Consider the following 20,908-nt stretch of genomic DNA (forward strand, 5'->3'; position numbering starts at 1 on the left):
ACGATTGAACGGATGAAGCCGCACGGAAGTGCGCTCAGAAGTTGAAGCCGTTGCCCGTGACGACCGGCAGGTTGGTCCAGAAACCGTTCGGGTCGCGATACCAGCCGGCCGCCGCGAGCGCGCCGCCGTCCACGTGCAGCGTCGTGCCGGTGACCCACGCGGCGAGCGGGCTCGCGAGGAACAGCGCGGCGCCCGCGATGTCGCCGGCGGCACCGAAGCGCCCGAGCGGAATCCAGCGCGGGATGTGCGCGCGATGCTCCGCCGCGACCATCGCGCTCACGGGCACCTGCGGCGTCTCGGTGGTCTCCGGCGCGATCTGGTTCACGCGAATGCCGGCCGGCCCGAGTTCGAGCGCGAGGCTTTTCGTGAAACCGGTCAGTGCGGTCTTGAACGACGCATACACGGTGCAGTTCGGAATCGCGCGGAAGCCCTCGATCGACGACACGCCGACGATGCTGCTGCCCGCGCCGCGCTTGCGCAGCAACGGCAGCATCGCCTGCGTGACGACGAACACCTGGCGCAGGTTCACGTCGAACAGCCGCGCGATGTCGTCGTCGGTATGATCGTCGAACGGTTTCGCGATCTGCAGGAAATCGCCGACGTTGTTGACGAGCACGTCGAGGCCGCCGAAGCGTGCGTCGATCGTCTGCGCGAATGCGTCGACCTCGTCGCGGCGTGTGACGTCCACGACGCCGACGAGCGCGTCGACGCCCGCGGCTTCGAGCGCCTGGCGCACGTCCTGCGCGCGAGCGGGGTCGAGCTCGGCCACCGCGACGCGCGCACCCGCCGCGCCGAATCCTTCCGCGCACGCGCGGCCGATGCCCGCGCCGCCGCCGGTGATCAGTACTGTCTTGCCGGTAAATGAAATCACCACAACACTCCTTCGAACGAAAAAGCCACGAGCCGCATCACAGGGACGAAACGAGTTGCGCGTTGTCGATCCGCAGCTCCGCGCCGTTCACGAAACGCGATTCGTCGGAGGCAAGGAACAGCACGAGATTCGCGACGTCCCGCGGATCGCACATGCGTGCCATCGGATCGCTGCCGATGCCGAGTGCGGTTGGATCGAGATCGGGCATCAGCGCCTGCGTCATCGGCGTCCAGATCCCGTCCGGATGGATCGAGTTGCAGCGGATCCGGTAGCCGCTGCGCTTGCAGTGCACGGCGACGCTGCGCGCGAGCGCCGTCACCGCGCCTTTCGACCCGGTGTACGCGCACATCATCGGCAGCCCGCCGAGCGCGGCGACCGACGACATCATCACGATCGAGCCCGGCGTGTCGTTGCCTTTCATCGCGCCGATCGCGTACTTGCAGCCGAGGAAATAGCCGTCCGCGTTGACGCGCAGCACGCGCCGCCAGGTGTCGAGGCTCGTGTCCTCGATCGAGCCGACCGGGCAGATCGCCGCGTTGTTGACGAGTACGTCGAGGCGGCCGAAGCGGTCGAGCGTCGACGCGATCGCGTGCCGCCAGCCGTCCTCGTCTGCGATGTCCTGGCGCACGAACAGCGCGGTGTCGCCGATTTCGCGCGCGAGCGCGCGGCCCGCATCCTCGTCGATGTCGGTGAGCACGACGCGCGCGCCCTCGGCGGCCAGCAGCAGCGCATCGGCGCGGCCGACGCCACTCGCCGCGCCGGTGATCAGCGCGACCTTGTTTGCGACTCGATTCATGTTGGGTTCGATTTCCTGCGACGTTGAAAGAAGGCGGGCGCTCATGCGGCGCCCGGCGCGCGGCCGGCCTTGACCGCGTCGAGCGCGGCCGCGCCGTAGATCTGCGCGATCGTTGCGTCGACGCGCGGGTTGGTGCGCAGCTCGTGGCCGCCGTCGACCGCGAAGCTCTGGCCGGTGACCCAGCCCGACTCGGGGCCCGCGAGATAGCGCACCGCGTGCGCGATCGCTTCCGGTTCACCGAGCGTGCCGAGCGGAATCTGTTCGAGGAAGCTGTCGACCAGCGCACGGTTGTCGAACATCGGGGCGGTGGCTTCGGAGCGCGTGAGGCCCGGCCGCACTGCGTTCACACGGATCTTCGCGCCGGCCAGCTCCTCGGCCGCACCGCGCACCAGCGCCTCGAGCGCGGCCTTCGCGGTGCAGTACGCGGTCAGCCAGCGGAAATTGATCTGCGCGGCGGTCGACGAGATGCAAACGATGGAGCCGCCGCCGCTGTCGGCGAGCCGCGGCGCGGCGTGACGGATCGCGGCGAACGCGCTGGACAGGTTCAGGTCGATTTCCGCGCGGAAGCTGTCGGCGTCGTGCATCAGCAGCGGGCGGAACCCGGCGCCGCCGACGGTCGGCACGACGATGTCGAGACGGCCGTCGAGCGCCCATGCGGTATCCAGCGCGGCCTGCAGGTCGGCGTCGTCGCAGGCGTCGCCGGCGTGGATCGCGACGCGGCTGCCGGGCACTGCCTCGGCCAGATGCCGCTGCGTGCGCTCGAGCGCGTCGCGGCGGCGGCCCATTAGCACGACGGCCGCGCCATCGGCGGCGAGCGCGTGCGCGCAGGCCGCGCCGATGCCGCCGGCGCCGCCCGTGACGAGCGCGGTGCGGCCGGCGAGGGGGAGGGGCGAGCGCATCGTTCAGCCCTCCAGCGGCAGGTCTTGCGACCAGTCGACGTGCAGCGTGCGCGCGGCGAAGCGCCACGTGCCGCCGTCGAACACGCAGCGGTCGCGATAGCGCAGCCCCCAGTCGAGCTTGCGCTTCACGCCGTCGCGCACATAGACGTGGCACGCGACGCCGTAGGTCTCGACATCGGCTTCGCCGCCGTCGAGCGTGACGAGCTGGTTGTGCACGTGATGCTGGGTCGTCTCGTAGCGCTCGATCACGCTCATGCTGGCGACGATCGCGTCGCGGTCGTCGAAGCGGAAACCGGGGCCGTCGAGCTGCGCATCGGCGGTGAAGAGGGTGGCGAGGCGCGGCCAGTCGCGCCGATCGACGGCTTGCGCGTAACGGCACGCAAGTTCGTACAGGGCGTGGCGGGGATTCGAATCGGTCATGCGGTACTCCCGTGAGTGAACGGAAAGCGTTTGCCGCGCCGCGAGCGCGGACGCGGCGGCGTTGCGACGTTGACGCGCAGGTTCGCATCGGACCGATCGATGCTCATCATCCATACGGAGCAGGGTAAGGATCGGGGAAAACACCGGGACCGACGGCGGTGCAACGTCCGATGCTGCGATGCAGCGGCGGATGCACGGCATGCGGCCGACGGTGATGCGGCCGATCGCAACAAGCCGGGTCAGACGGTTCGCGGGTCTTTCAGTCGAACCGATCACGCAGTAATGCTGCAGTGCGGTGCGCCGCATGAAGCGCGATTCGTGTTTGCCCCTAGTCGAAATGGACGATGGCTGGCGGGCCGGCGCTGGCTACCGTGCAGTCATCCGGCGCCGTTGCACGTGGTCAGTCGCCGGATAGAACCGCGATAGCGGCCAACCGGAGGGGACGACGATCATGAGACTGACGACTCGCAAGCTGTGCGTATTGGCGATAGGCACGTTCGCGGCCATGGTGGTGGCGCGATATGGTGCCGAGCAGGTCCCGTCGCCGCCGTATGCGGCCGGCATCCTGCAATGCCGCTCGGTCGACTCGAACGGCTTGCCGACGGGTTGCGTACCGATCGATCCGTCGCACTTCGGCTTCGCCGCGCTGCGCGGCATGTGACGCCGGCGCGGCCGTGCGCCGCGCCGATTCGATGTCGCCCGGAAGCCGTCGCGATGCGGCAGCGTCCTCGCGGACAGGCCGGGTGGAGCACCGCGATACATGCGCCGCGGGTCGCCCATCCGGTTTCCCGTCGTCGTTCGAGTTTCCGCCCACGACACCCGGCGCGGCTCGCATGCGCGCTCTCGAGCGCTCGCATCGACACCGCGCCGACGTCCGTGTCGGGCTGCCTGCCCGGCGGTGCTTCGCCACGACCACCGCCTTTCACCCATTCCCTTCACGCAGAACCATTACGCGATGCCATCCGACTATTCCCTGACCCGCCCCCTGAACGTCCGCGACGTGCGTCGCTGGGACGCCGAACACGACGTCGTGATCGTCGGCTTCGGCGCGGCCGGCGCGTGCGCGGCGATCGAAGCCGCGAGCGCCGGCGCCGACACGCTGATCGTCGAGCGCGCGTCGAGCTACGGCGGCACGAGCGCGCTGTCCGGCGGCGAGATCTACCTCGGCGGCAGTGGCGGCACGCCTGCGCAGCGGCAGGCCGGCTTCAGCGACGATACCGAGGACCTGTACCGCTACCTGATGCTCGCGGGCGGCCGAGACGCGGACGAGGCGAAGGTGCGTCTCTACGCGAACGAGAGCCTCGCGCATCACGACTGGCTCGTCGCGCAGGGCCTCACGTACAAGAACACGTTCATTGCCGAGCGGATCGTCGAACCGGAAACGGACGATTGCCTGATCTGGTCCGGCAGCGAGGAGGCCTGGCCGTTCAGTGAGGCCGCGAAGCCGTGCCCGCGCGGGCACACACCGCAATGGCCGGGCTGGGGCGGCGGGCAGATGCTGATGCGCGTGCTGGCCGGGCGCGTGCTGGCGCTCGGCGTGTCGACACGCTACGACACGCGCGCCCTGGCGCTGATCGTCGACGATGCCAGCGCGGTGCGCGGCGTCGTGCTGCGCGCGTACGGCGAGACGGCATGCGTGCGGGCGCGCCGCGCGGTGATCCTGTGCGCGGGCGGCTTCGCGATGAACCGCGACATGGTGCGCCGGCACGCGCCGCAGTTGCTGCGCTCGGACGAACCGATCGGCAGCCCGGGCGACGACGGCTCGGGCATCCTGCTCGGCCAGAGCGCGGGCGGGGCCGCGATCCACATGGACCAGGGTTTCGTCAGCCTGCCGTTCTACGCGCCCGAATCGCTGATCCGCGGGATCTTCGTGAACGCGCGCGGCCAGCGCTTCATCAACGAGGACGGCTATCACGGCCGCACCGGCCATCACGCGTTCCACCAGGCCGACGACCGGATCTATCTGCTGGTCGACCAGGCGACCTATCAGGAGCCGCCCGCGATCGCGCGGATCGGCATCGCGGCGGCGGGTGAGACATGGGAGGAAGTCGAACGCGACCTGCAGATGCCGGCCGGCACCCTGACGGCGACCGTCGACGTCTACAACCGCCACGCGGCCGAAGGCGTCGATCCGTTGTTCCACAAGGCGGAGAAGTGGCTGACGCCGCTGATCGAGCCGCCGTTCGTCGCGCTCGATTGCCGGATCGACTACGCGTTCTATCCGCATTTCACGCTGGGTGGGCTCGACACGCTGCCGACCGGGCAGGTGCTCGACGCCATGCGCGTGCCGGTGGCGGGCCTCTATGCGGCCGGCCGCACGAGCTGCGGGCTTCCGCGCTGGGGCGCCGGGTACAGTTCGGGGCTGTCGCTGGCCGATGCGACGTTCTTCGGCCGGCAGGCCGGCCGTCATGCCGCGCGTTCGGCGAGCGAGGCGCTGCGCAGCGTTGCGTAGCGTCGCCTGAACAGGAAGGCACGACGCCCCGGGCAACCGTGTTGCACCGGGGCGTCGTCGTTTCAGGCGGACGTCGGTGGCGCGTCGACAGGCCGTCAGCCGAGATCGAGCGCGTTCGTCAGGTCGCCCGGCGGCGTCGCGCCGCGCGACGCGAATGCCTTGTCGCGCGCGGCGACGCCGTCGAGCGGCGCGAGCCCGTGCACGCGGCTGATGAAGCGCAGGATCGAGTTCGTGTCGTACATCGTGTGGTCGACGTAACCCTTCTTCGCGAACGGCGAGATCACGAGCGCGGGAATCCGTGAGCCGGGGCCCCAGCGATCGCCGACCGGCGGCGCGACGTGATCCCACCAGCCGCCGTTCTCGTCGTGCGTCATCACGATCACGGTGTTCGCCCACTGCGGGCCGCGCCGGATGCGTTCGATCACGTTGGCGATGTGGCGATCGCCGGATTCGACGTCCGCATAGCCCGCGTGCATGTTCAGGTTGCCTTGCGGCTTGTAGAACGCGACGGCCGGCAGGCGGCCCGCGTCGATGTCGGCGATGAAGCGGTTGGTCGACGGCTCGTCGCCGAGGCCCGCGTCGCGCAGGTGCTTGCGGCGCGCGTCGGTGCCGGGCGCATAGTTCGCGAAGTAGTTGAACGGCTGATGGTGGTACTGGAAATCCGGCACCGTGCCCGTGTCGCGGTGCTCGAGCGCGTATTGCCACGCGCCGCTGTACCACGCCCAGTCGACGTTCTTCTCCGACAGGCGGTCGCCGATCGTCGCATGGGCTTGCGGCGGGATCACGCGATGGTCGGCCGGATCCGCGTATGCAGCGTTGCCCGGATCGGCCGGCGGCACGTAGCTCGGCTGGTACGGCGGCGCCATCGTGTTCACGCCGTAGCCGTCGGGCGTCAGCGGGCCGTCGACCGCGAACTTCGGCGGGCCCTCGAGCGCGGATGCCGGCGAATCGGCGGCGAGCGTGAGCCGCGTGCCGGCCGGATCGTCGCCGTCGACCTTCGACAGCAGCTTCGCCGCGTGCGGATGCCGGTGTGCATCCGGATAGATCGGCGGCTGCGCGGAAATCAGGAACATGTGGTTCAGCCACGAACCGCCGAAGGCCGCCATGAAGAAGTTGTCGCACAGCGTGTATTGCCGCGCGAGGTTCCACAGCCGCAGCGTGTCCGCCGAATTGCGGTAATGGCCCATCACGAGGCCGCCCGAATCGGCCCACGCGGCAAACTGGTTGTTGCGGCCGCCCGCGATCTGCATCTGGTTCTGGTAGAAGCGGTGCCACAGGTCGCGCGTGATTACGCCATTGGGCAGCGGCTTGCCTTGCGCGTCGGCGATCCGGAACGGCGCGTTCGGCAGCTTGTCGATGTCACGCTCGGCGATCGCGTAGCGCTTGCCGTCCACTTCCTGCGCCTGCGGCACGAGTCCGCCCCAGATTTTCGGCAGCACCGGCAACGGCGTCTTGCCGTCGCGATCGAGCTGCTGCGCATGCTCGGGCCGCACCTCGCTCAACGGGTAGCGCACACCGGGGAAGTCGCCATACAGGTTCGCAAAGCTGCGGTTTTCCGCATAGATCACGACGATGTGGCGCACCTGCCGGCGCAGCGCTTCGTCGAGCCGCAGGTCGGCGGCGGTGCGCGGCGCGCCGCCCGGCGTGGTCTCGCAGCCGCCGAGCGCGACGCCGGCGCCGAGCGCGGCGAGGCCGCCGAGCATGCGGCGGCGGTCGGGATCAACGGGAAGGTCGTCGGGGCGATCGGGGGTGTCGTTCACGTCGTGAGTTCCTCGGATGGGCGGTTGTCGTTCGATGCGCGGCGGCGGCGCGCGGCCTGCCGCGACGCGGGACGGGACGCAACGGCCGGCGTCGCGCCCGGGCGGGGCGATGCCGGCTGTCACGGAAATGTCATGAACGCGACTATAACGTGGCCGCCCGCCTCGATGAAAGCTGTTTGTCGGACAATGCGCGACGCTTGCGCGCGAACTAGACTTGAATCACGGGCGGCGCGTTGCCGTGCGTCGTCCGCGCGAACGGCGCGTGGCGCGCCTTCGCGGTGTCATTCATGCGACGAAACGAGGCGAAGATGACGCGGATGCGTTCCGTATGCGCGTGGCTGCCGATGCCGCGTGCCGGCCCGGCGCGCGGGCACGCATAAGCGCGCGGCGGCGCGACCGGCCGGCCCGATGCCATGGACAGGAAATTCGACTACGCAGGATTGCTGATCGCGGCGGGCTTCTTCGTGCTGTTCGCCGCGCAGTTGCTGATGCTGCGTCCGACGTCGACGCTGATCGCGTACAGCGATTTCCATCGGCTCGTCGCCGCGCGGCTCGTCGACGATCTCGAGATCGGATCGACGACGATCACGGGCACGCTGACGATGCCGCAGGCCGGCGCGATGCTGCCGGCGTCCGAAGTCGCGGCCCTGAAGTCGGAGGGCACGCCGCCGCGCTTCGCCACCAACCGCGTGACCGACCCGCAGTTGATCGACACGCTGACCGCCGCCGGCATCCGCTTCCACGGCGCGTCCGACACCGGCTGGATCGCGTCGCTCGCGTCGTGGCTGGTGCCGCTCGTCGCGTTCGTGTTCATCTGGAACCTGATGCTGCGCAAGCGCGGCGGGCTGCAGGATTTCACCGGGATGGGCAAGAGCCGCGCACGCGTCTACGTGCAGCAGGAAACCGGCATCACGTTCGACGACATCGCGGGCATCGACGAAGCGAAGGCCGAGCTGCAGCAGCTCGTCGCATTCCTGCGCGATCCGGATCGCTACCAGCGGCTCGGTGGCAAGATTCCGAAGGGCGTGCTGGTCGTCGGCGCGCCCGGCACCGGCAAGACGTTGCTCGCGCGCGCGGTGGCGGGCGAGGCGGCGGTGCCGTTCTTCTCGATCAGCGGCTCGGCGTTCGTCGAGATGTTCGTCGGCGTCGGCGCGGCGCGCGTGCGCGACCTGTTCGAGCAGGCGCAGCAGAAGGCGCCGTGCATCGTGTTCGTCGACGAGCTCGATGCGCTCGGCAAGGTGCGCGGGGTCGGCCCGATGTCGGGCAACGACGAGCGCGAGCAGACGCTGAACCAGTTGCTCGTCGAGATGGACGGCTTCCAGGCCGGCTCCGGCGTGATCATCATGGCCGCGACCAATCGGCCGGAGATTCTCGATCCCGCACTGCTACGCCCGGGCCGCTTCGACCGTCACATCGCGATCGACCGGCCCGACGTGAACGGCCGCCGCCAGATCCTCGGCGTGCACGTGAAGCACGTGAAGCTCGCGGCCGACGTCGACCTCGGCGAACTCGCGTCGCGCACGCCGGGCTTCGTCGGCGCCGATCTCGCGAACGTCGTCAACGAAGCCGCGCTGCACGCGGCGGAACTCGGCAAGCCGGCGATCGGGATGGACGACTTCGACGAGGCGATCGATCGCGCGCTGACGGGCCTCGAGCGCAAGAGCCGCGTGATGAACGCGCAGGAGAAGCTGACGATCGCCTATCACGAGGCCGGCCATGCGCTCGTCGCGGAAAGCCGCGCGCATTGCGATCCGGTAAAGAAGGTGTCGATCATTCCGCGCGGCGTGGCCGCGCTCGGCTATACGCAGCAGGTGCCGACCGAGGATCGCTACGTCCTGCGCCGCAGCGAGCTGCTCGATCGGATCGACGCGCTGCTCGGCGGGCGTGTCGCGGAAGAACTCGTATTCGGTGACGTGTCGACGGGCGCGCAGAACGATCTCGAGCGCGCGACCGCGATGGCGCGCCACATGGTCATGCAGTACGGGATGAGCGAGCGGATCGGGCTGGTGAGCTTCGACGACGGCGATGCGCGCACCGGCATGCCGGGCGCATGGCATTCGGGCGAGGGGCGCTGCAGCGAGCACACCGCACGGATGATCGACGACGAGGTGCATACGCTGCTGACCGATGCGCATGCGCGCGTCGCGTCGACGCTCGGAGAACGTCGAGATGCGCTCGAGCGGATCGCACGACGGCTTCTTGCGTGCGAGGTGCTCGAACGCGATGCGTTGCAGGCGCTGATCGACGGGCGCGAGGCGCCTGGCGTCGTGCCGTCCACGACCGATCCCGGGCCTTGCGCGGGCGCGAATACGCCGGAGCAGGCGTCGGCGATCGAGCGCGATTTCGTCGCATACGGGCCGCCGCGCGAACCCGAACGCTGAAGCGCGAGCCTGTCGCCGGCAGGACGTGGTGCGTCAGGACTCGGTCGCGGCGGCGACTTCCGCCGCTTCGGCGAGCGCGTCGAGAAAGCGCGTGCGCCACCAGTGCACGTCGGTCTTGCGCACGATCGCCATCAGCGCGTCGTGGCGCTGGCGGCGTTCGTCGAGCGGCATCGTGAGCGCGCGCTGGATCGCCTGCGCGGTGCCTTGCGTGTCGTACGGATTGACGAGCAGCGCGGGCTTCAACTGCTCGGCCGCGCCCGCGAAACGCGACAGCACGAGCACGCCCGGATCGGCCTCGTCCTGCGCGGCGAGAAACTCCTTCGCGACCAGGTTCATGCCATCGCGCAGCGGCGTGACGAGCGCGACGCGGCTCGCGCGGTAGAGGCCCGGCAAGCGCTTGCGCGCGACCGTGCGGTGGATGTAGCGCATCGGCATCCACTCGAGTTCGCCGTAATCGCCGTTGATCGCGCCGCACAGGCTGTCCATCTCGCGCCGCAGGTCGTCGTACGCGCCGAGATCCTCGCGGCTTGGTGCGGCGATCTGGATCAGCGTCGCGCGGTCGCGGTTCTCCGGATATTGTTCGAGCAACTGGCGGAACGCGTGCACGCGCTGCGGCAGCCCCTTCGTGTAGTCGAGCCGGTCGACGCCGACGAGCAACTGGCGACGCGAATACTCGTCGCGCATCCGCTCGAACATGTCGATGCCGTCGCGGTTCTCCGCGAGCGCTGCGAATTCGTCGACGTTGATGCCGATCGGGAACGCACCGGCCGACAGCGTGCGGCCGAACGCGTGCAGGCGGCCGTCCGGTAGCCGCGCGGCGCCGGCTTCCGCCTCGACGTAGTGCTCGAAGTGAAGGAGATCCGATTCGGTCTGGAAGCCGACGAGATCGTAGGCGAACAGCGAGCGCATCAGCCACTCGTGCTCCGGGATCGCGGCCATGATCGGCGGCGGCGGCATCGGAATGTGCAGGAAGAAGCCGATCGGATTCCTGCAGCCCATCGCACGCAGTTCGGCGGCGAGCGGAATCAGCTGGTAATCGTGGACCCAGACGACGTCGTCGGGGCGCAGCAGCGTGCTCAGCTTGCGCGCGAACAACTGGTTCACACGCCGGTAGCCGTCCGCGAAGCGGCGGTCGAACTGCGCGAGATCGAGGCGGTAGTGGAACACCGGCCACAGCACGTTGTTCGAGTATCCGAGGTAATACGCGTCGTAATCCTGCGGATCGAGATCGATCGTCGCGAGCTGGATGCCGCCGACGTTCTGGATCTGCACGTCGTCGCCGTGCGCGGGGCGTTCGCCGTCGCCGCGCAGCCTGCCGCTCCACCCGAACCAGACGCCGCCCGATTCCTGCAGGCTGTCTTTCACGGCCACGGCAAGCCCGCCTGCCGCGGCTTTACGGGGATCTGCAATGCGATTGGATACGACGACGAGTCGGCTCACCAGCTCTCCTGCGAATGGTTGGGGAAGGTTCGTGCGGCCAGGGCGCGAGGCGGACGCCGCCATCGACGCGTGGCGCGATGGGGCCGCGATACGAGCGGACGGGAATCAGGGAACGCGATTCGCCGTTCGAACGTGGAGTGCTTTTTTTAGGATACTCGTCATTCGCATGATTTAAAAGTGCATGACCGCGCTCGGCGAATTCGCAGGCGGTTCAACACTTGCCGTTTCGCGTGCAGGGCGGGCGGGACCGGAAATTGCGCGGCAGCGTGTGCAACGGGAGGCGGCGATCCTGGAGAAAGGGGATCGTGGACGTACGGGCCCGATCGTATTCCGTGTCGATCGAAATTGCTTCGATCGATCGCGATGTGCGTGGTCGACGCGGCGAGGATGCGTGCCGCGGACACATGGAGCGTGCCGCGCGACGCCCGGCGTTTCAGGTTCGCACGAGCGTGACGACCGTCGCACGCAGGCGGTGGCGATGCGCAGACGGGCCGTGTTCCGTGCGACGCGTTACGCGTGACACCACGTTATGCGGCAGCTGCCTGCCAGTGCGACGCGCTGTCGTCTGCTTGCGCGCGCGCGTGTGCCGACGCTGCATGTTCGCCGGCCGGCATCCGGAACGCGGACACCGTCTCCGACAGATCGCGGCCCTGCGCCTCGAGCGATTTCGACGCGGCCGCAGCCTGTTCGACGAGTGCCGCGTTCTGCTGCGTCGTCTCGTCCATCTGCGTGATCGTCAGGTTCACCTGGTCGATGCCGCGGCTCTGTTCGGCCGATGCGGCCGCGATTTCACCCATGATGTCGGTGACGCGCGCGACGGCTCGCGTCACGTCCGACATCGTCTTGCCGGCTTCGCCCGCGAGCGCCGAGCCGTCCTGGATCGTCTGTACCGATGCCGAGATCAGCTCCTTGATTTCCTTCGCAGCGGTGGACGAACGTTGCGCGAGGCTGCGCACCTCGCTCGCGACGACCGCGAAGCCGCGGCCCTGTTCGCCCGCGCGTGCCGCCTCGACGGCCGCGTTCAGCGCGAGGATGTTGGTCTGGAATGCGATGCCTTCGATGATCCCGGTGATGTCCGCAATTTTCGACGAGCTGTTGCCGATCTCCGTCATCGTATCGACCACGCGGCCGACTACCGCGCTGCCGCGCAGCGCGACGTCCGACGCGTTCGCGGCGAGCGTGCTCGCCTGCTGCGCGTTCTCCGCGTTCAGGCGCACCGTCGACGTGAATTGCTCCATCGTCGCGGCGGTCTCCTGCAGCGATGCGGCCTGTTCCTCGGTGCGCTGGCTCAGGTCGAGATTGCCCGATGCGATCTCGCCTACCGCATGCGCGATGCTGTTCGACGAATCGCGCACGCGACCAACGATGTCGATCAGCCGCGCATTCATCGTGCGCAGCGCGTCGAGCAGGTCGCGCGTCTCGTCGTTGCCGCTCACGCTGATACGGCTGCCGAGATCGCCATTGGCCACCGTGCGCGCGACGTCGACTGCCGCGACGATCGGTGCGGTGATCCTGCGCGTCAGCCACAGGCCGCCGCCAACCGCCACCGCGATCGCGATTGCGCAGATGGCCAGCAGCAAGTTGCGCTCGAGCGCGTAGCGATCCGAGAATGCCTGCGCGATCGCGACTTCACGCTCGTGCGTATAGGTTGCGTACGCATCGGTCGCGCGAACCAGTTGCGCAAGCAACGGACGGCAGCGATTGTCGATATCGGCGGTCGCCTCGTCCTTCTTGCCGGACTGCGCGAGCCCGACGATATTCAGCGCGACGGGCCCGTAGCTCGCTTCGACGCGCACGATCTCGGCGACCAGTTCACGCGCGCGGTCGGTCGTGTCGGTCGCATTCGCCATCAGGTCCTTCAGCTTCGCGAGACGGTCCTGCACGTCCTTGTGCGCCTGCTGCACTTCGGCCAGTTCGAGCTGGATGTCGGACGGCGTGGTCACGAGCACCAGGTTGCGCGCGGCGATCGCGCGCCGGTCGACCGCCGTACGGATTTGCGCGGACAGGTTTGCGCGCGCATTGACGCCGTTCATGTACCGGGAAAACTCGTCGTTCGTATCGGACAGCGCTTTCAGCGCCATGCCCGACACGGCCACGACGACCACGGCGAGCAAACCGAAGCCGCCAAGCAGTTTTGCCTTGATCGTTATTCTGGCGATTTTCACGATGTGCCTCTGTGCGAGTGGTTGGCGATGGGAATTTGTTGTTCGACCGCGTGCAGGCCCGTGCCGTCATTAACGGGAATGCCGGATATTTCTTTACCCATCGAAAACCCTGATATTTATTCTTTTTTCGCTGGAAACCCCGCCGGTTGGGCTTTCTCGATCCGGAGAAAGGCTCGGGAATCACCAATGATCGTCGCGTTCATACGCGGACATGAAAATCGACTTTTTACCGAAAGTTAATACGTTCTGGTCGGTTTCTCAAATCGCCAGATTGGTATGTTCCTTGATTTGCGGGTGAATCGCGCATTTACGTTCGGACGCTCGGGAACGCCCGATTTGGCCCTGTAAAAGAGGCTAAGAATGCGCGCCCGTTCGACCCGGCCCGCGGCCGGCGCCGCGGGCCGTCCGGCGATCAGAACGTCGTGCGCAGGCCGGCCATCATGCTGCGGCCGCCTTGCGGCGCGAAGCCGCGCACGACCGAGGTCGCATAGCGGATCTCCTGGTTCGTCAGGTTGTCGCCGCGCAGGTACGCGAGCCAGTGCGTCGCGCCGACACGGAACTTGTACGTGAGCATCACGCCGAGCGACGTGTAGCCGTCGGTCGGAACGTCGTTGTCGGGCACGCGGTGCTGCGACCACGCGTGCGTGACCTGTGCGCGCGCACCGAACGGGCCGTAGCCATAGTCGGCCGCGAGCGTCGCGCGCAGCGGCGCGATGCGCGGCAGCGGCTGGCCGGTGTCGACGTTGCGTGCATGCGTGTAGTCGGCGGTCAGTTCCAGGTCGACCGTGTGACCGCGCCGCGAGAACGCGCGCCACTTGCCGTCGAGTTCGACGCCGTAGAACTCGGCGCGCACGCCGCGATAGATTGCTTCGTCGAGCGTATCGCCGGCGCCGGGCGCGACCGGTTCGCCTTCGTCGTTCACGAGGCGGCCCGTGTTGTACTCGGTCAGGTAGTTGGAGAAGCGGTTGTAGAACACGCCGACGCTGCCGCGGTTCGGGCCGCTCGCATAGCGTAGCGACAGGTCGGTCGACACGGCCTTTTCCTTCGACGCGTTCGGGTTGCCGATCAGGAACTGGCCGGTCGCGTCGTGCGGGCCGTTCGAGTACAACTCGTAGAAAGTCGGCGCGCGTTCGGTGTACGCGACGTTCGCCGCGACCGACCACACGGGCGTCAGCGAGAACAGCGCGCCGGCCGATACGCTGCCGGCATTGAAGTCGCGCGGCTGCGCGACCGCGAATTTCTCGATACCGGCCGGATCGGGATCGATCTTCACATGCTCGAAGCGCCCGCCGAGGCTCAACTTCAGCGCGGGGGCGACCTGCCATTCCTCGAGACCGAACAGCGCGACGCTGTTCGTTCGCGTGGACGGCACGAGCATTTCGTCGCCGAGCGCCGAGAACGTGTTCTGGCCGAACTGAACCCCGATCGCGCCTTCGAACGGGCCGATCCGGCGATGCCGCGCCTCGATGCGCGCCTCGTAGCCGCGGTTGCGGAAGGTGGTGGCCGTCTCGCCGTTGTCGACTTCCTTGTGGCGATAGTCGGTGTACGCGAAGTCGAACTTCAGCGTCGTGAACGGACCGCTCAGGTTGCGCACCTCGGACGCGAGCGCGAGGCGCTCCTGGCGCATCCGCAAGCGCACGTCGTCCTCGGCGACGGAGCCGTAGTTCGACTCGTAGCCGCTGTACGACAGGCCCGCGAAGCCATCGGCCCACGTGTACGACGCGCCGAGCGCGCCGCCATGCACGCGGCCGTCGCTGTTCGGCACGTTGCCGTACGGTTGCGGCGTGTCGGGGCCGTCGATCGCCCGTTGCTGGCTGCTGCGCGCGTAGCCGGGAATCCGCAGCTTGCTCGTTTCCCGGTCGAATGCGTCGACATGGAACGCAAAGCGGCCGTTGCCGCCTTCGACCTGCGCGGCGCCCGCGCGCACCGAATTGGCGCCACCGTAGCGCGCGTCGAGCGCGCCCGTCACGCCTTCGATCGCCTCTCGCGGAATCCGGTTGTCGATCGTGTTGACGACCCCGCCGACCGCGTTGCCGCCGTACAGCAGCGCGGCCGGCCCGCGCACGATCTCGACGCGCTCGATCGACAGCGGATCCTGCGGCACCGCGTGGTCGTACGACAGCGACGACGCGTCGTAGGCGGCGACGCCGTTCTGCAGCAGGCGGATCCGGTCGCCGTCCATCCCGCGGATGATCGGGCGGCCGACCATCGGCCCGTAGGTGGTGGTCGATACGCCGGGCAGGCCGTCGAGCGTTTCGCCGAGCGAATCGGCCTGGCGGCGCGTCAGCGCGTCGCCGGACAGTTGCACGGTCGGCGAGATCAGCTCGGTGTCGCCAAGCGGGTTCGCGGTCACGAAAATCGGCGCGAGCGGCGTGGTGTGCGTCGGCGTCGACGAGGCGGGCGTATCGGCCTGTGCGTGCGCGACGGCGGCGAACAGCATCAGCGAAACGGGCGGTAGCGGGCGAAGCGGTAGACGAGGGAGGTCGCGCATGGTCGGTGAATCGGTTGGAATGGGTTGGAATCGGATCGGGAAACGAGACATGCGGGTCATCACTTGATACGATATATTGTTGCGTCTGCGACGCGCAGTGACCCGTTTGGATATGACTCGGCGTAACCCGGCCACCCGGGCGGAACGGTTTCAGATGGACGAGTTCGCGTAATGATATGTTATATCATTACAAATTCCAAGCGAAACGGCGGTAGCCCACAGGGTCTCCGACAACCTGTCGAAATGGCCGAGAACGCAGCGGCGGGACGTTCAAACCGGCACCGGCGGCGCGAGCGACCATGTCTCGCGATGAATGCGCCGCCGGCGCGCACGATTTCTGCCCCGTTGATGCGCATCAATGCGTTCCGGTTTCGAGCCCGGATACTGGCGCGGTCATCGACCAGACAGGAGCGACGCATGACTCAAACCATGAAAGCGGCGGTGGTGCACGCGTTCGGCGAACCGTTGCGCATCGAGGAAGTGCCGATCCCGACGCCGGGCCCTGGCCAGATCCTCGTCAACATCAAGGCGACGGGTGTCTGCCATACGGACCTGCACGCAGCCGACGGCGACTGGCCCGTGAAGCCGACGCTGCCGTTCATTCCCGGACATGAAGGCGTGGGCGTCGTCGCGGCGGTCGGCGCGGGCGTCACGCACGTGCGCGAGGGCGACCGCGTCGGCGTGCCGTGGCTCTACACGGCGTGCGGCCACTGCGAGTACTGCCACACCGGCTGGGAAACCCTTTGCCACGGGCAGCAGAACACCGGCTATTCGGTGAACGGCAGCTACGCGGAATACGTGCTGGCCGATCCCGACTACGTCGGCCATCTGCCCGCGCAGGTCGCGTTCGACGAGATCGCGCCGATCCTGTGCGCGGGCGTAACCGTCTACAAGGGGATTCGCGTCACCGACACGCGTCCGGGCCAGTGGATCGCGATTTCGGGTATCGGCGGGCTCGGCCACGTGGCCGTGCAATACGCGCGCGCGATGGGCCTGCACGTCGCGGCGATCGACGTGTCTCCGGCCAAGCTCGAACTCGCTCGCCAGCTTGGCGCACAACTGACGATCGATGCGTCGACCGATGATCCGGCGAAGGTCATCCAGAAGGAGATCGGCGGGGCGCATGGCGTGCTGGTCACGGCCGTGTCGCGCAGTGCGTTCGCGCAGGCGCTCGGGATGGTGCGGCGTGGCGGCACGGTGGCGCTCAACGGCTTGCCGCCCGGCGATTTCCCGTTGCCGATCTTCTCGACCGTGCTGAACGGCATCACGGTGCGCGGCTCGATCGTCGGCACGCGTCGCGATCTGCAGGAGTCTCTCGATTTCGCGGCGGACGGGCTGGTGCGCGCGCATATCCATCGTGACCGACTCGGCAACATCAACGACATATTCGCGCGGCTGCGCGAAGGGAAGGTCGACGGCCGCATCGTGCTGACCGACATGCATTGACGCGCATTCGGGCACGCTGCCGCGACGCGAGGGGCGTCGCGGCAGCCCTGCGCTCACGCGTGCATCACGGCGCGAAGAACACGTCGGTGCGGTTCGTCAGGTTGCCCGCGTTGGTCTGGACGAAGAACGGATGGAACGACGACGACGGCAGCACGTCGAGCCCCTGGTAATCACCGATGAAGAAGCCCTCCGCGTTCGGCGCGAGCTTCATGTCGAACGGGCCGCCGACGCGCCGCTCGTCGGCGAACGTGGTGCCGCCGTCGTGCGAGATCTTGCGCCAGAACCCGGTCGGCAGCGTCGTCGTGTTGCCGGCCTGCAGGTCGCGGAAGTCGTAGTAGGTGACCATCACCGAGCCGGCATTGTCGACGCGCACCGACGGATTGAACGCGGCACGCCCGGTCGGCGTGTTCACTTGCAGCGGCGCGCTCCAGCTCGCGCCGCCGTCCTTCGACGTCGACAGCGCGATCTCGTCGTAGTTGCCGCCGTTGAAGCGGCTGTCCTGCCAGACGACGTACAGTTGCCCGGATGCCGGATCGATCGCGGGCTCCGGAATGATGTCGCCGGTGCGTACCGGTTCGCCGGTGTTCGGATCGGTCACGCCGACCGTCTGCAGCCCGGCGATCACCTGCGGCTTCGTCCAGGTCGCGCCGTCGTCGGTCGACTTGATGAACGCGACCTTGCCGGCCGCCTTGCTGAACGGCGGCTGGATCAGGTCGAAGAAGTCGTAGAGCGTACCGGTCTTCGGGTCGACGACGATCTGGTTGCCGATCGTCTGCTGACGCGACGGCACGTTGACGATGACTTTCGCTCTGCTCCACGTCTTGCCGCCATCGACCGTCTTCGAGAAGAATGTCGGCCCGCGATATGCCTGCGTGTGCAGGTTCGCATACGGGTTGCCGTTCGGCAGTTCGAGGCGGTCCCACACCGCGTAGGCCGTGCCGGCCTTCACCGGGTTCGCCGTGACCGATTCCTTGTCGTTGAAGAACTGCGTCGTCGGTTCGTCGTTCGCGATCAGTACGGCCGGGCTGCTCCACGTCTGTCCGCCGTCGGTCGACACCGAGGCCGCGACCGCATTGCCGTTGTTCGACTGGTTGAACGAGATCGATACCGAATACGCGGTGCCGTCGGGCCCGAACGACACCCACGGATCTGACGCGCGCTCGTACTTGAGCCCGCCCGGCGCGCAGGCGCTGAACGGTTGCGGCGTGCGCGCCCAGGTCGCACCGCCGTCGAACGTGTAGCCGGCGACGAGCCCGTGGGCGCCGCCGTTCGACCAGCGATCCTGCTGCCACACGCCGATCATGTTGGTCGGGTTCGCCGGATTGACCGAGAGCCATGGTTCGACCTCGGCGTTCACGTAGTTCGTGCCGGGGCCGCCGATGGTGCAGGCGGCGAACGGGCTCGGGCCGGACACGACCACGGGGTCGGCATGCGCGGCCGCGGCGGCGGCCATCGCCATTCCCATCGTGGCGGACAGGCGGGTGAGGCGGGTGACAAGCGAGTGGGATACCATCGTGTGTCGCATGGACTGCTCCTCGTTCACGTGCGGCGGCGATGTCAGGGCGCAGCGGCACGTCGCGCACCGGTACGCGGCGGCAATGGATGCCGTGCCACGCGTCGGATGGTGTCGTTCAGGAGGCCGCTTCAGTCATCGCAATCCGCGTGTGCTGGATGCCGCCAGCACGTCGGTCAAGACACCTCTTCGTTTTCATTGCTTGTCGAGTGCGCCCAAGGATGCGGACGCGACGGGAAGGCCAGTCCGTGCATATGACGAATGCGTCGAAGTGGATAGCAATGTAGGCGATCGGTATGCGGCGCGGGAGGCAATTTTTTGTAACAGGACGTAGCCGGAAAGCGTTGCCGAAGCGGTGCTTCCGGAACGCAAAATTTGCCGCCGGAAAGTTCGGAAACCGAATCGAAAGCGCGAATCGGAATCGCTATCGATTACGCGGCATCGTGCCGATGCGGCGCACCGCCGGCGCCGTTCAGCGTTCGGTCGGAAAGCGGTCCTGCAATGCGTGCAGCCAGCGCGCGACGACGTCGAGTTCGGCGTCGGAAAACCCGTCACACAGCTTGCCGTTCAGCTCGCGCAGCGCCACGCACGCACGCTTGAGCGCCGCTTGTCCTTCGTCGGTCAGGAACAGGCGCGTTGCACGCCCGTCGTCCGAATCGGCGTGACGCGCGAGCAGGCCGGCCTTCGCCATCCGGTCGGCGAGCCCCGTCATCGCGGACGGCGCCAATTGCAGCGCCGCGCCGACTTCGCCGATCAGCGCGCCGTCCTGCCTCGCGAGGCAGAACAGCACGCCGGCCTGCGCGGCGCTGGCGCGCGCATCGGTCTCGGCCTTGCGATCGACCCAGCGCTGCACGCGCCGCTGGCCGATGGTCAACAGGAAAAACAGTCGTCGGTCTTCGCTCAAGCTCGGTTCCCGGCTGCAATGGAAAGGGACGGGCGACCCGCAGCGCGCGGCGCGTCGAGCGCCTGTGCGAGCCAGTCTGCGACCGCTGGCCACAGCACGGTGCCTGGCCGGCTGCGGAAGAAACCCATGTGTCCGACCGGTCCGCTGCCCGCGGCGTTCGGATCGATCTGGCGGCGTTCGACGGCCGCCCGGGTCAGGTAGCTTACCAGCAGGTCGATCGCGGGCGGGTTCGCCCACGGATCGTCGTCGAAGCCGAGCGCGAGAATCGGCAACTGCTGCTTCGAGAAGCGCTCGGCTGCCCCGAGCGTCGGATCGTCGAAGAAGTAGCGCGGCAACGTGGTCCAGCGGCTCCACTCGCGGAACACGCCGGCGGGGAGGTCCTCGCCGAGCCCGAGACGCTTGCCCGGCACGTAGCCGAGCAGCGCGGACGCGAGCGGGCCGAGCACGCGCAGGATCAGCCGCACCTTCAGCCGCTCGGCCGCGCGGGAAATCAGCCGCGTGCTGCCCGCGTGCGCGGCGACGAGCACGGCCGCGCGCAGGTGCGCGGTGCCGGCCGACAGCCCGATCGCGTGACCGCCGACGCTATGCCCGACCGCCAGCAGCGGCAACCCTGCGTACGCATTACGCGCCCACGCGATCGCGGCACCCACGTCGAGCTCGACCCAGTCGCGCATGCGGGCCTGCAGCGCGCTCAGCCGCGCGGGCCGCGACGCACCGATGCCGCGATAGTTGTAGGTCAGCGCCGCGAAGCCGCGTTCGGTCAGGAAGCGCGCGAAGCCCGCGTACAGCCGCTCCGGCACGGCGGTAGCCGGATGGATCAACACCAGCGCGCGCGGTGGCGTGTCCGGCAACCACAGCGTGCCGCGCAGCGTATAGCCGTCGGCGGCGCAAAACTCCACGGGGTCTGACGTCATGGCCATCCTCATTCGGGTAGTTATTTCGTATGCGAAATATAGTGCGTGATTTATTTCGCGCACGAAATATCTATCGAGGAATTATTCGAACGGTGGTGCGCGACGCGTGGCGGCCGGCGGCGCTTCGTGGCGACTCATCCATAAAACATTTGCATCTTTGCATAGAAGAATATTGCGTTTGTCTCATGAAGCGGATCGCCTTATCTTCATCGGTTCCATCCGTGCGCCGGCCGTCGCGGCAAGCGGACCCAAGGGCGACGCCGTCGCGCGGCCGTCCGCCAACCATCGGGGAGATCACGTTGTTGAGCCGAATCGTCACGGCGCTGCTGCTCGCGCTCGCCGCGCAGCCGGGCATCGCCAAAGACACCGTCACGCTGCGCGTCGGTGAACAGAATTACTTCAACATCCAGGCGTCGATGGAGGCGTCCGGCGTGCTGAAGGACCTGCCTTACAGAG

The 20,908-nt window shown here is 68.0% G+C and carries 15 protein-coding genes and 1 pseudogene; 5 read left to right on the forward strand and 11 right to left on the reverse strand.

Annotated features, from left to right (window positions below; all coding sequences use genetic code 11):
- Positions 1-34: 34 nt before the first annotated feature.
- The 4 genes from ACT2FV_RS04275 to ACT2FV_RS04290 are packed head-to-tail and all read right to left on the reverse strand — an operon-like array spanning position 35 to position 2,986.
- Positions 35-868, reverse strand: coding sequence for an SDR family NAD(P)-dependent oxidoreductase (locus ACT2FV_RS04275; RefSeq protein WP_221622452.1), 834 nt, complete (start codon positions 866-868; stop codon positions 35-37).
- A 40-nt stretch (positions 869-908) separates the two neighbouring features.
- Positions 909-1,667, reverse strand: coding sequence for an SDR family oxidoreductase (locus ACT2FV_RS04280; RefSeq protein WP_124622749.1), 759 nt, complete (start codon positions 1,665-1,667; stop codon positions 909-911).
- 41 nt (positions 1,668-1,708) lie between these two features.
- On the reverse strand, positions 1,709-2,566 hold the full coding sequence (locus ACT2FV_RS04285; RefSeq protein ID WP_444503295.1) for an SDR family NAD(P)-dependent oxidoreductase: 858 nt from the start codon (positions 2,564-2,566) through the stop codon (positions 1,709-1,711).
- A gap of 3 nt (positions 2,567-2,569) precedes the next feature.
- Positions 2,570-2,986, reverse strand: a complete 417-nt coding sequence (locus tag ACT2FV_RS04290) for a nuclear transport factor 2 family protein (protein WP_444503296.1) — start codon at positions 2,984-2,986, stop codon at positions 2,570-2,572.
- Between the two features lie 451 nt (positions 2,987-3,437).
- On the opposite strand from ACT2FV_RS04290, the gene ACT2FV_RS04295 reads away from it, so the two are divergent.
- Both ACT2FV_RS04295 and ACT2FV_RS04300 read left to right on the forward strand, forming a co-directional pair.
- On the forward strand, positions 3,438-3,647 hold the full coding sequence (locus ACT2FV_RS04295; protein ID WP_059600595.1) for a hypothetical protein: 210 nt from the start codon (positions 3,438-3,440) through the stop codon (positions 3,645-3,647).
- A 294-nt stretch (positions 3,648-3,941) separates the two neighbouring features.
- Complete coding sequence (locus tag ACT2FV_RS04300; protein ID WP_444503297.1) at positions 3,942-5,438, forward strand: FAD-dependent oxidoreductase; 1,497 nt, start codon at positions 3,942-3,944, stop codon at positions 5,436-5,438.
- A gap of 95 nt (positions 5,439-5,533) precedes the next feature.
- Here the strand turns inward: ACT2FV_RS04300 and ACT2FV_RS04305 are convergent, their stop codons facing one another.
- Positions 5,534-7,198 carry an acid phosphatase gene (locus ACT2FV_RS04305; protein ID WP_174911737.1) on the reverse strand — a complete coding sequence of 555 codons (1,665 nt, stop codon included), beginning with the start codon at positions 7,196-7,198 and terminating at the stop codon, positions 5,534-5,536.
- 413 nt (positions 7,199-7,611) lie between these two features.
- Between ACT2FV_RS04305 and ftsH the strand changes: the two genes are divergently transcribed.
- A complete protein-coding gene (gene ftsH / locus ACT2FV_RS04310) occupies positions 7,612-9,579 on the forward strand; it encodes an ATP-dependent zinc metalloprotease FtsH (RefSeq protein WP_444503298.1) in 1,968 nt (655 codons plus the stop codon).
- A 33-nt stretch (positions 9,580-9,612) separates the two neighbouring features.
- Here the strand turns inward: ftsH and otsA are convergent, their stop codons facing one another.
- From otsA to ACT2FV_RS04325, 3 genes are all read right to left on the reverse strand, one after another.
- On the reverse strand, positions 9,613-11,019 hold the full coding sequence (gene otsA / locus ACT2FV_RS04315) for an alpha,alpha-trehalose-phosphate synthase (UDP-forming) (protein WP_124622739.1): 1,407 nt from the start codon (positions 11,017-11,019) through the stop codon (positions 9,613-9,615).
- A 527-nt stretch (positions 11,020-11,546) separates the two neighbouring features.
- A complete protein-coding gene (locus ACT2FV_RS04320; protein WP_444503299.1) occupies positions 11,547-13,184 on the reverse strand; it encodes a methyl-accepting chemotaxis protein in 1,638 nt (545 codons plus the stop codon).
- Between the two features lie 412 nt (positions 13,185-13,596).
- Entirely contained in the window at positions 13,597-15,675 is a 2,079-nt protein-coding gene (locus ACT2FV_RS04325) for a TonB-dependent receptor (protein WP_444503300.1), read from the reverse strand.
- Between the two features lie 417 nt (positions 15,676-16,092).
- Between ACT2FV_RS04325 and adhP the strand changes: the two genes are divergently transcribed.
- A complete protein-coding gene (adhP, locus tag ACT2FV_RS04330) occupies positions 16,093-17,121 on the forward strand; it encodes an alcohol dehydrogenase AdhP (RefSeq protein WP_059600475.1) in 1,029 nt (342 codons plus the stop codon).
- Between the two features lie 64 nt (positions 17,122-17,185).
- Here the strand turns inward: adhP and ACT2FV_RS04335 are convergent, their stop codons facing one another.
- From ACT2FV_RS04335 to ACT2FV_RS04345, 3 genes are all read right to left on the reverse strand, one after another.
- A complete protein-coding gene (locus tag ACT2FV_RS04335; protein WP_124622733.1) occupies positions 17,186-18,646 on the reverse strand; it encodes a sialidase family protein in 1,461 nt (486 codons plus the stop codon).
- Between the two features lie 460 nt (positions 18,647-19,106).
- Positions 19,107-19,538, reverse strand: coding sequence for a MarR family winged helix-turn-helix transcriptional regulator (locus tag ACT2FV_RS04340; protein ID WP_444503301.1), 432 nt, complete (start codon positions 19,536-19,538; stop codon positions 19,107-19,109).
- The gene (locus ACT2FV_RS04345; protein WP_444503302.1) at positions 19,535-20,452 is read right to left on the reverse strand and encodes an alpha/beta hydrolase family protein; all 918 of its coding nucleotides are present in this window, start codon (positions 20,450-20,452) and stop codon (positions 19,535-19,537) included. The genes ACT2FV_RS04340 and ACT2FV_RS04345 overlap by 4 nt, the downstream gene beginning before the upstream one ends.
- 185 nt (positions 20,453-20,637) lie before the next feature.
- Between ACT2FV_RS04345 and ACT2FV_RS04350 the strand changes: the two are divergent.
- Positions 20,638-20,904 (forward strand): annotated as a pseudogene (locus tag ACT2FV_RS04350) (ABC transporter substrate-binding protein); the annotation flags it as partial.
- Between the last annotated feature and the right edge of the window lie 4 nt (positions 20,905-20,908).

The organism is Burkholderia sp. PR2 (assembly GCF_052372875.1).
Classification (GTDB): Bacteria; Pseudomonadota; Gammaproteobacteria; order Burkholderiales; family Burkholderiaceae; genus Burkholderia; species Burkholderia diffusa.

Excerpts from the sequence above, each read along its gene's own strand:
- ACT2FV_RS04295 (WP_059600595.1), top strand. The coding sequence starts at position 3,438 with ATGAGACTGACGACTCGCAAGCTGTGCGTATTGGCGATAGGCACGTTC.
- adhP (WP_059600475.1), top strand. The coding sequence starts at position 16,093 with ATGACTCAAACCATGAAAGCGGCGGTGGTGCACGCGTTCGGCGAACCG.
- ACT2FV_RS04300 (WP_444503297.1), top strand. The coding sequence starts at position 3,942 with ATGCCATCCGACTATTCCCTGACCCGCCCCCTGAACGTCCGCGACGTG.
- ACT2FV_RS04345 (WP_444503302.1), bottom strand. The coding sequence starts at position 20,452 with ATGACGTCAGACCCCGTGGAGTTTTGCGCCGCCGACGGCTATACGCTG.
- ACT2FV_RS04290 (WP_444503296.1), bottom strand. The coding sequence starts at position 2,986 with ATGACCGATTCGAATCCCCGCCACGCCCTGTACGAACTTGCGTGCCGT.
- ACT2FV_RS04325 (WP_444503300.1), bottom strand. The coding sequence starts at position 15,675 with ATGCGCGACCTCCCTCGTCTACCGCTTCGCCCGCTACCGCCCGTTTCG.
- ACT2FV_RS04335 (WP_124622733.1), bottom strand. The coding sequence starts at position 18,646 with ATGCGACACACGATGGTATCCCACTCGCTTGTCACCCGCCTCACCCGC.
- ACT2FV_RS04285 (WP_444503295.1), bottom strand. The coding sequence starts at position 2,566 with ATGCGCTCGCCCCTCCCCCTCGCCGGCCGCACCGCGCTCGTCACGGGC.
- ftsH (WP_444503298.1), top strand. The coding sequence starts at position 7,612 with ATGGACAGGAAATTCGACTACGCAGGATTGCTGATCGCGGCGGGCTTC.
- ACT2FV_RS04280 (WP_124622749.1), bottom strand. The coding sequence starts at position 1,667 with ATGAATCGAGTCGCAAACAAGGTCGCGCTGATCACCGGCGCGGCGAGT.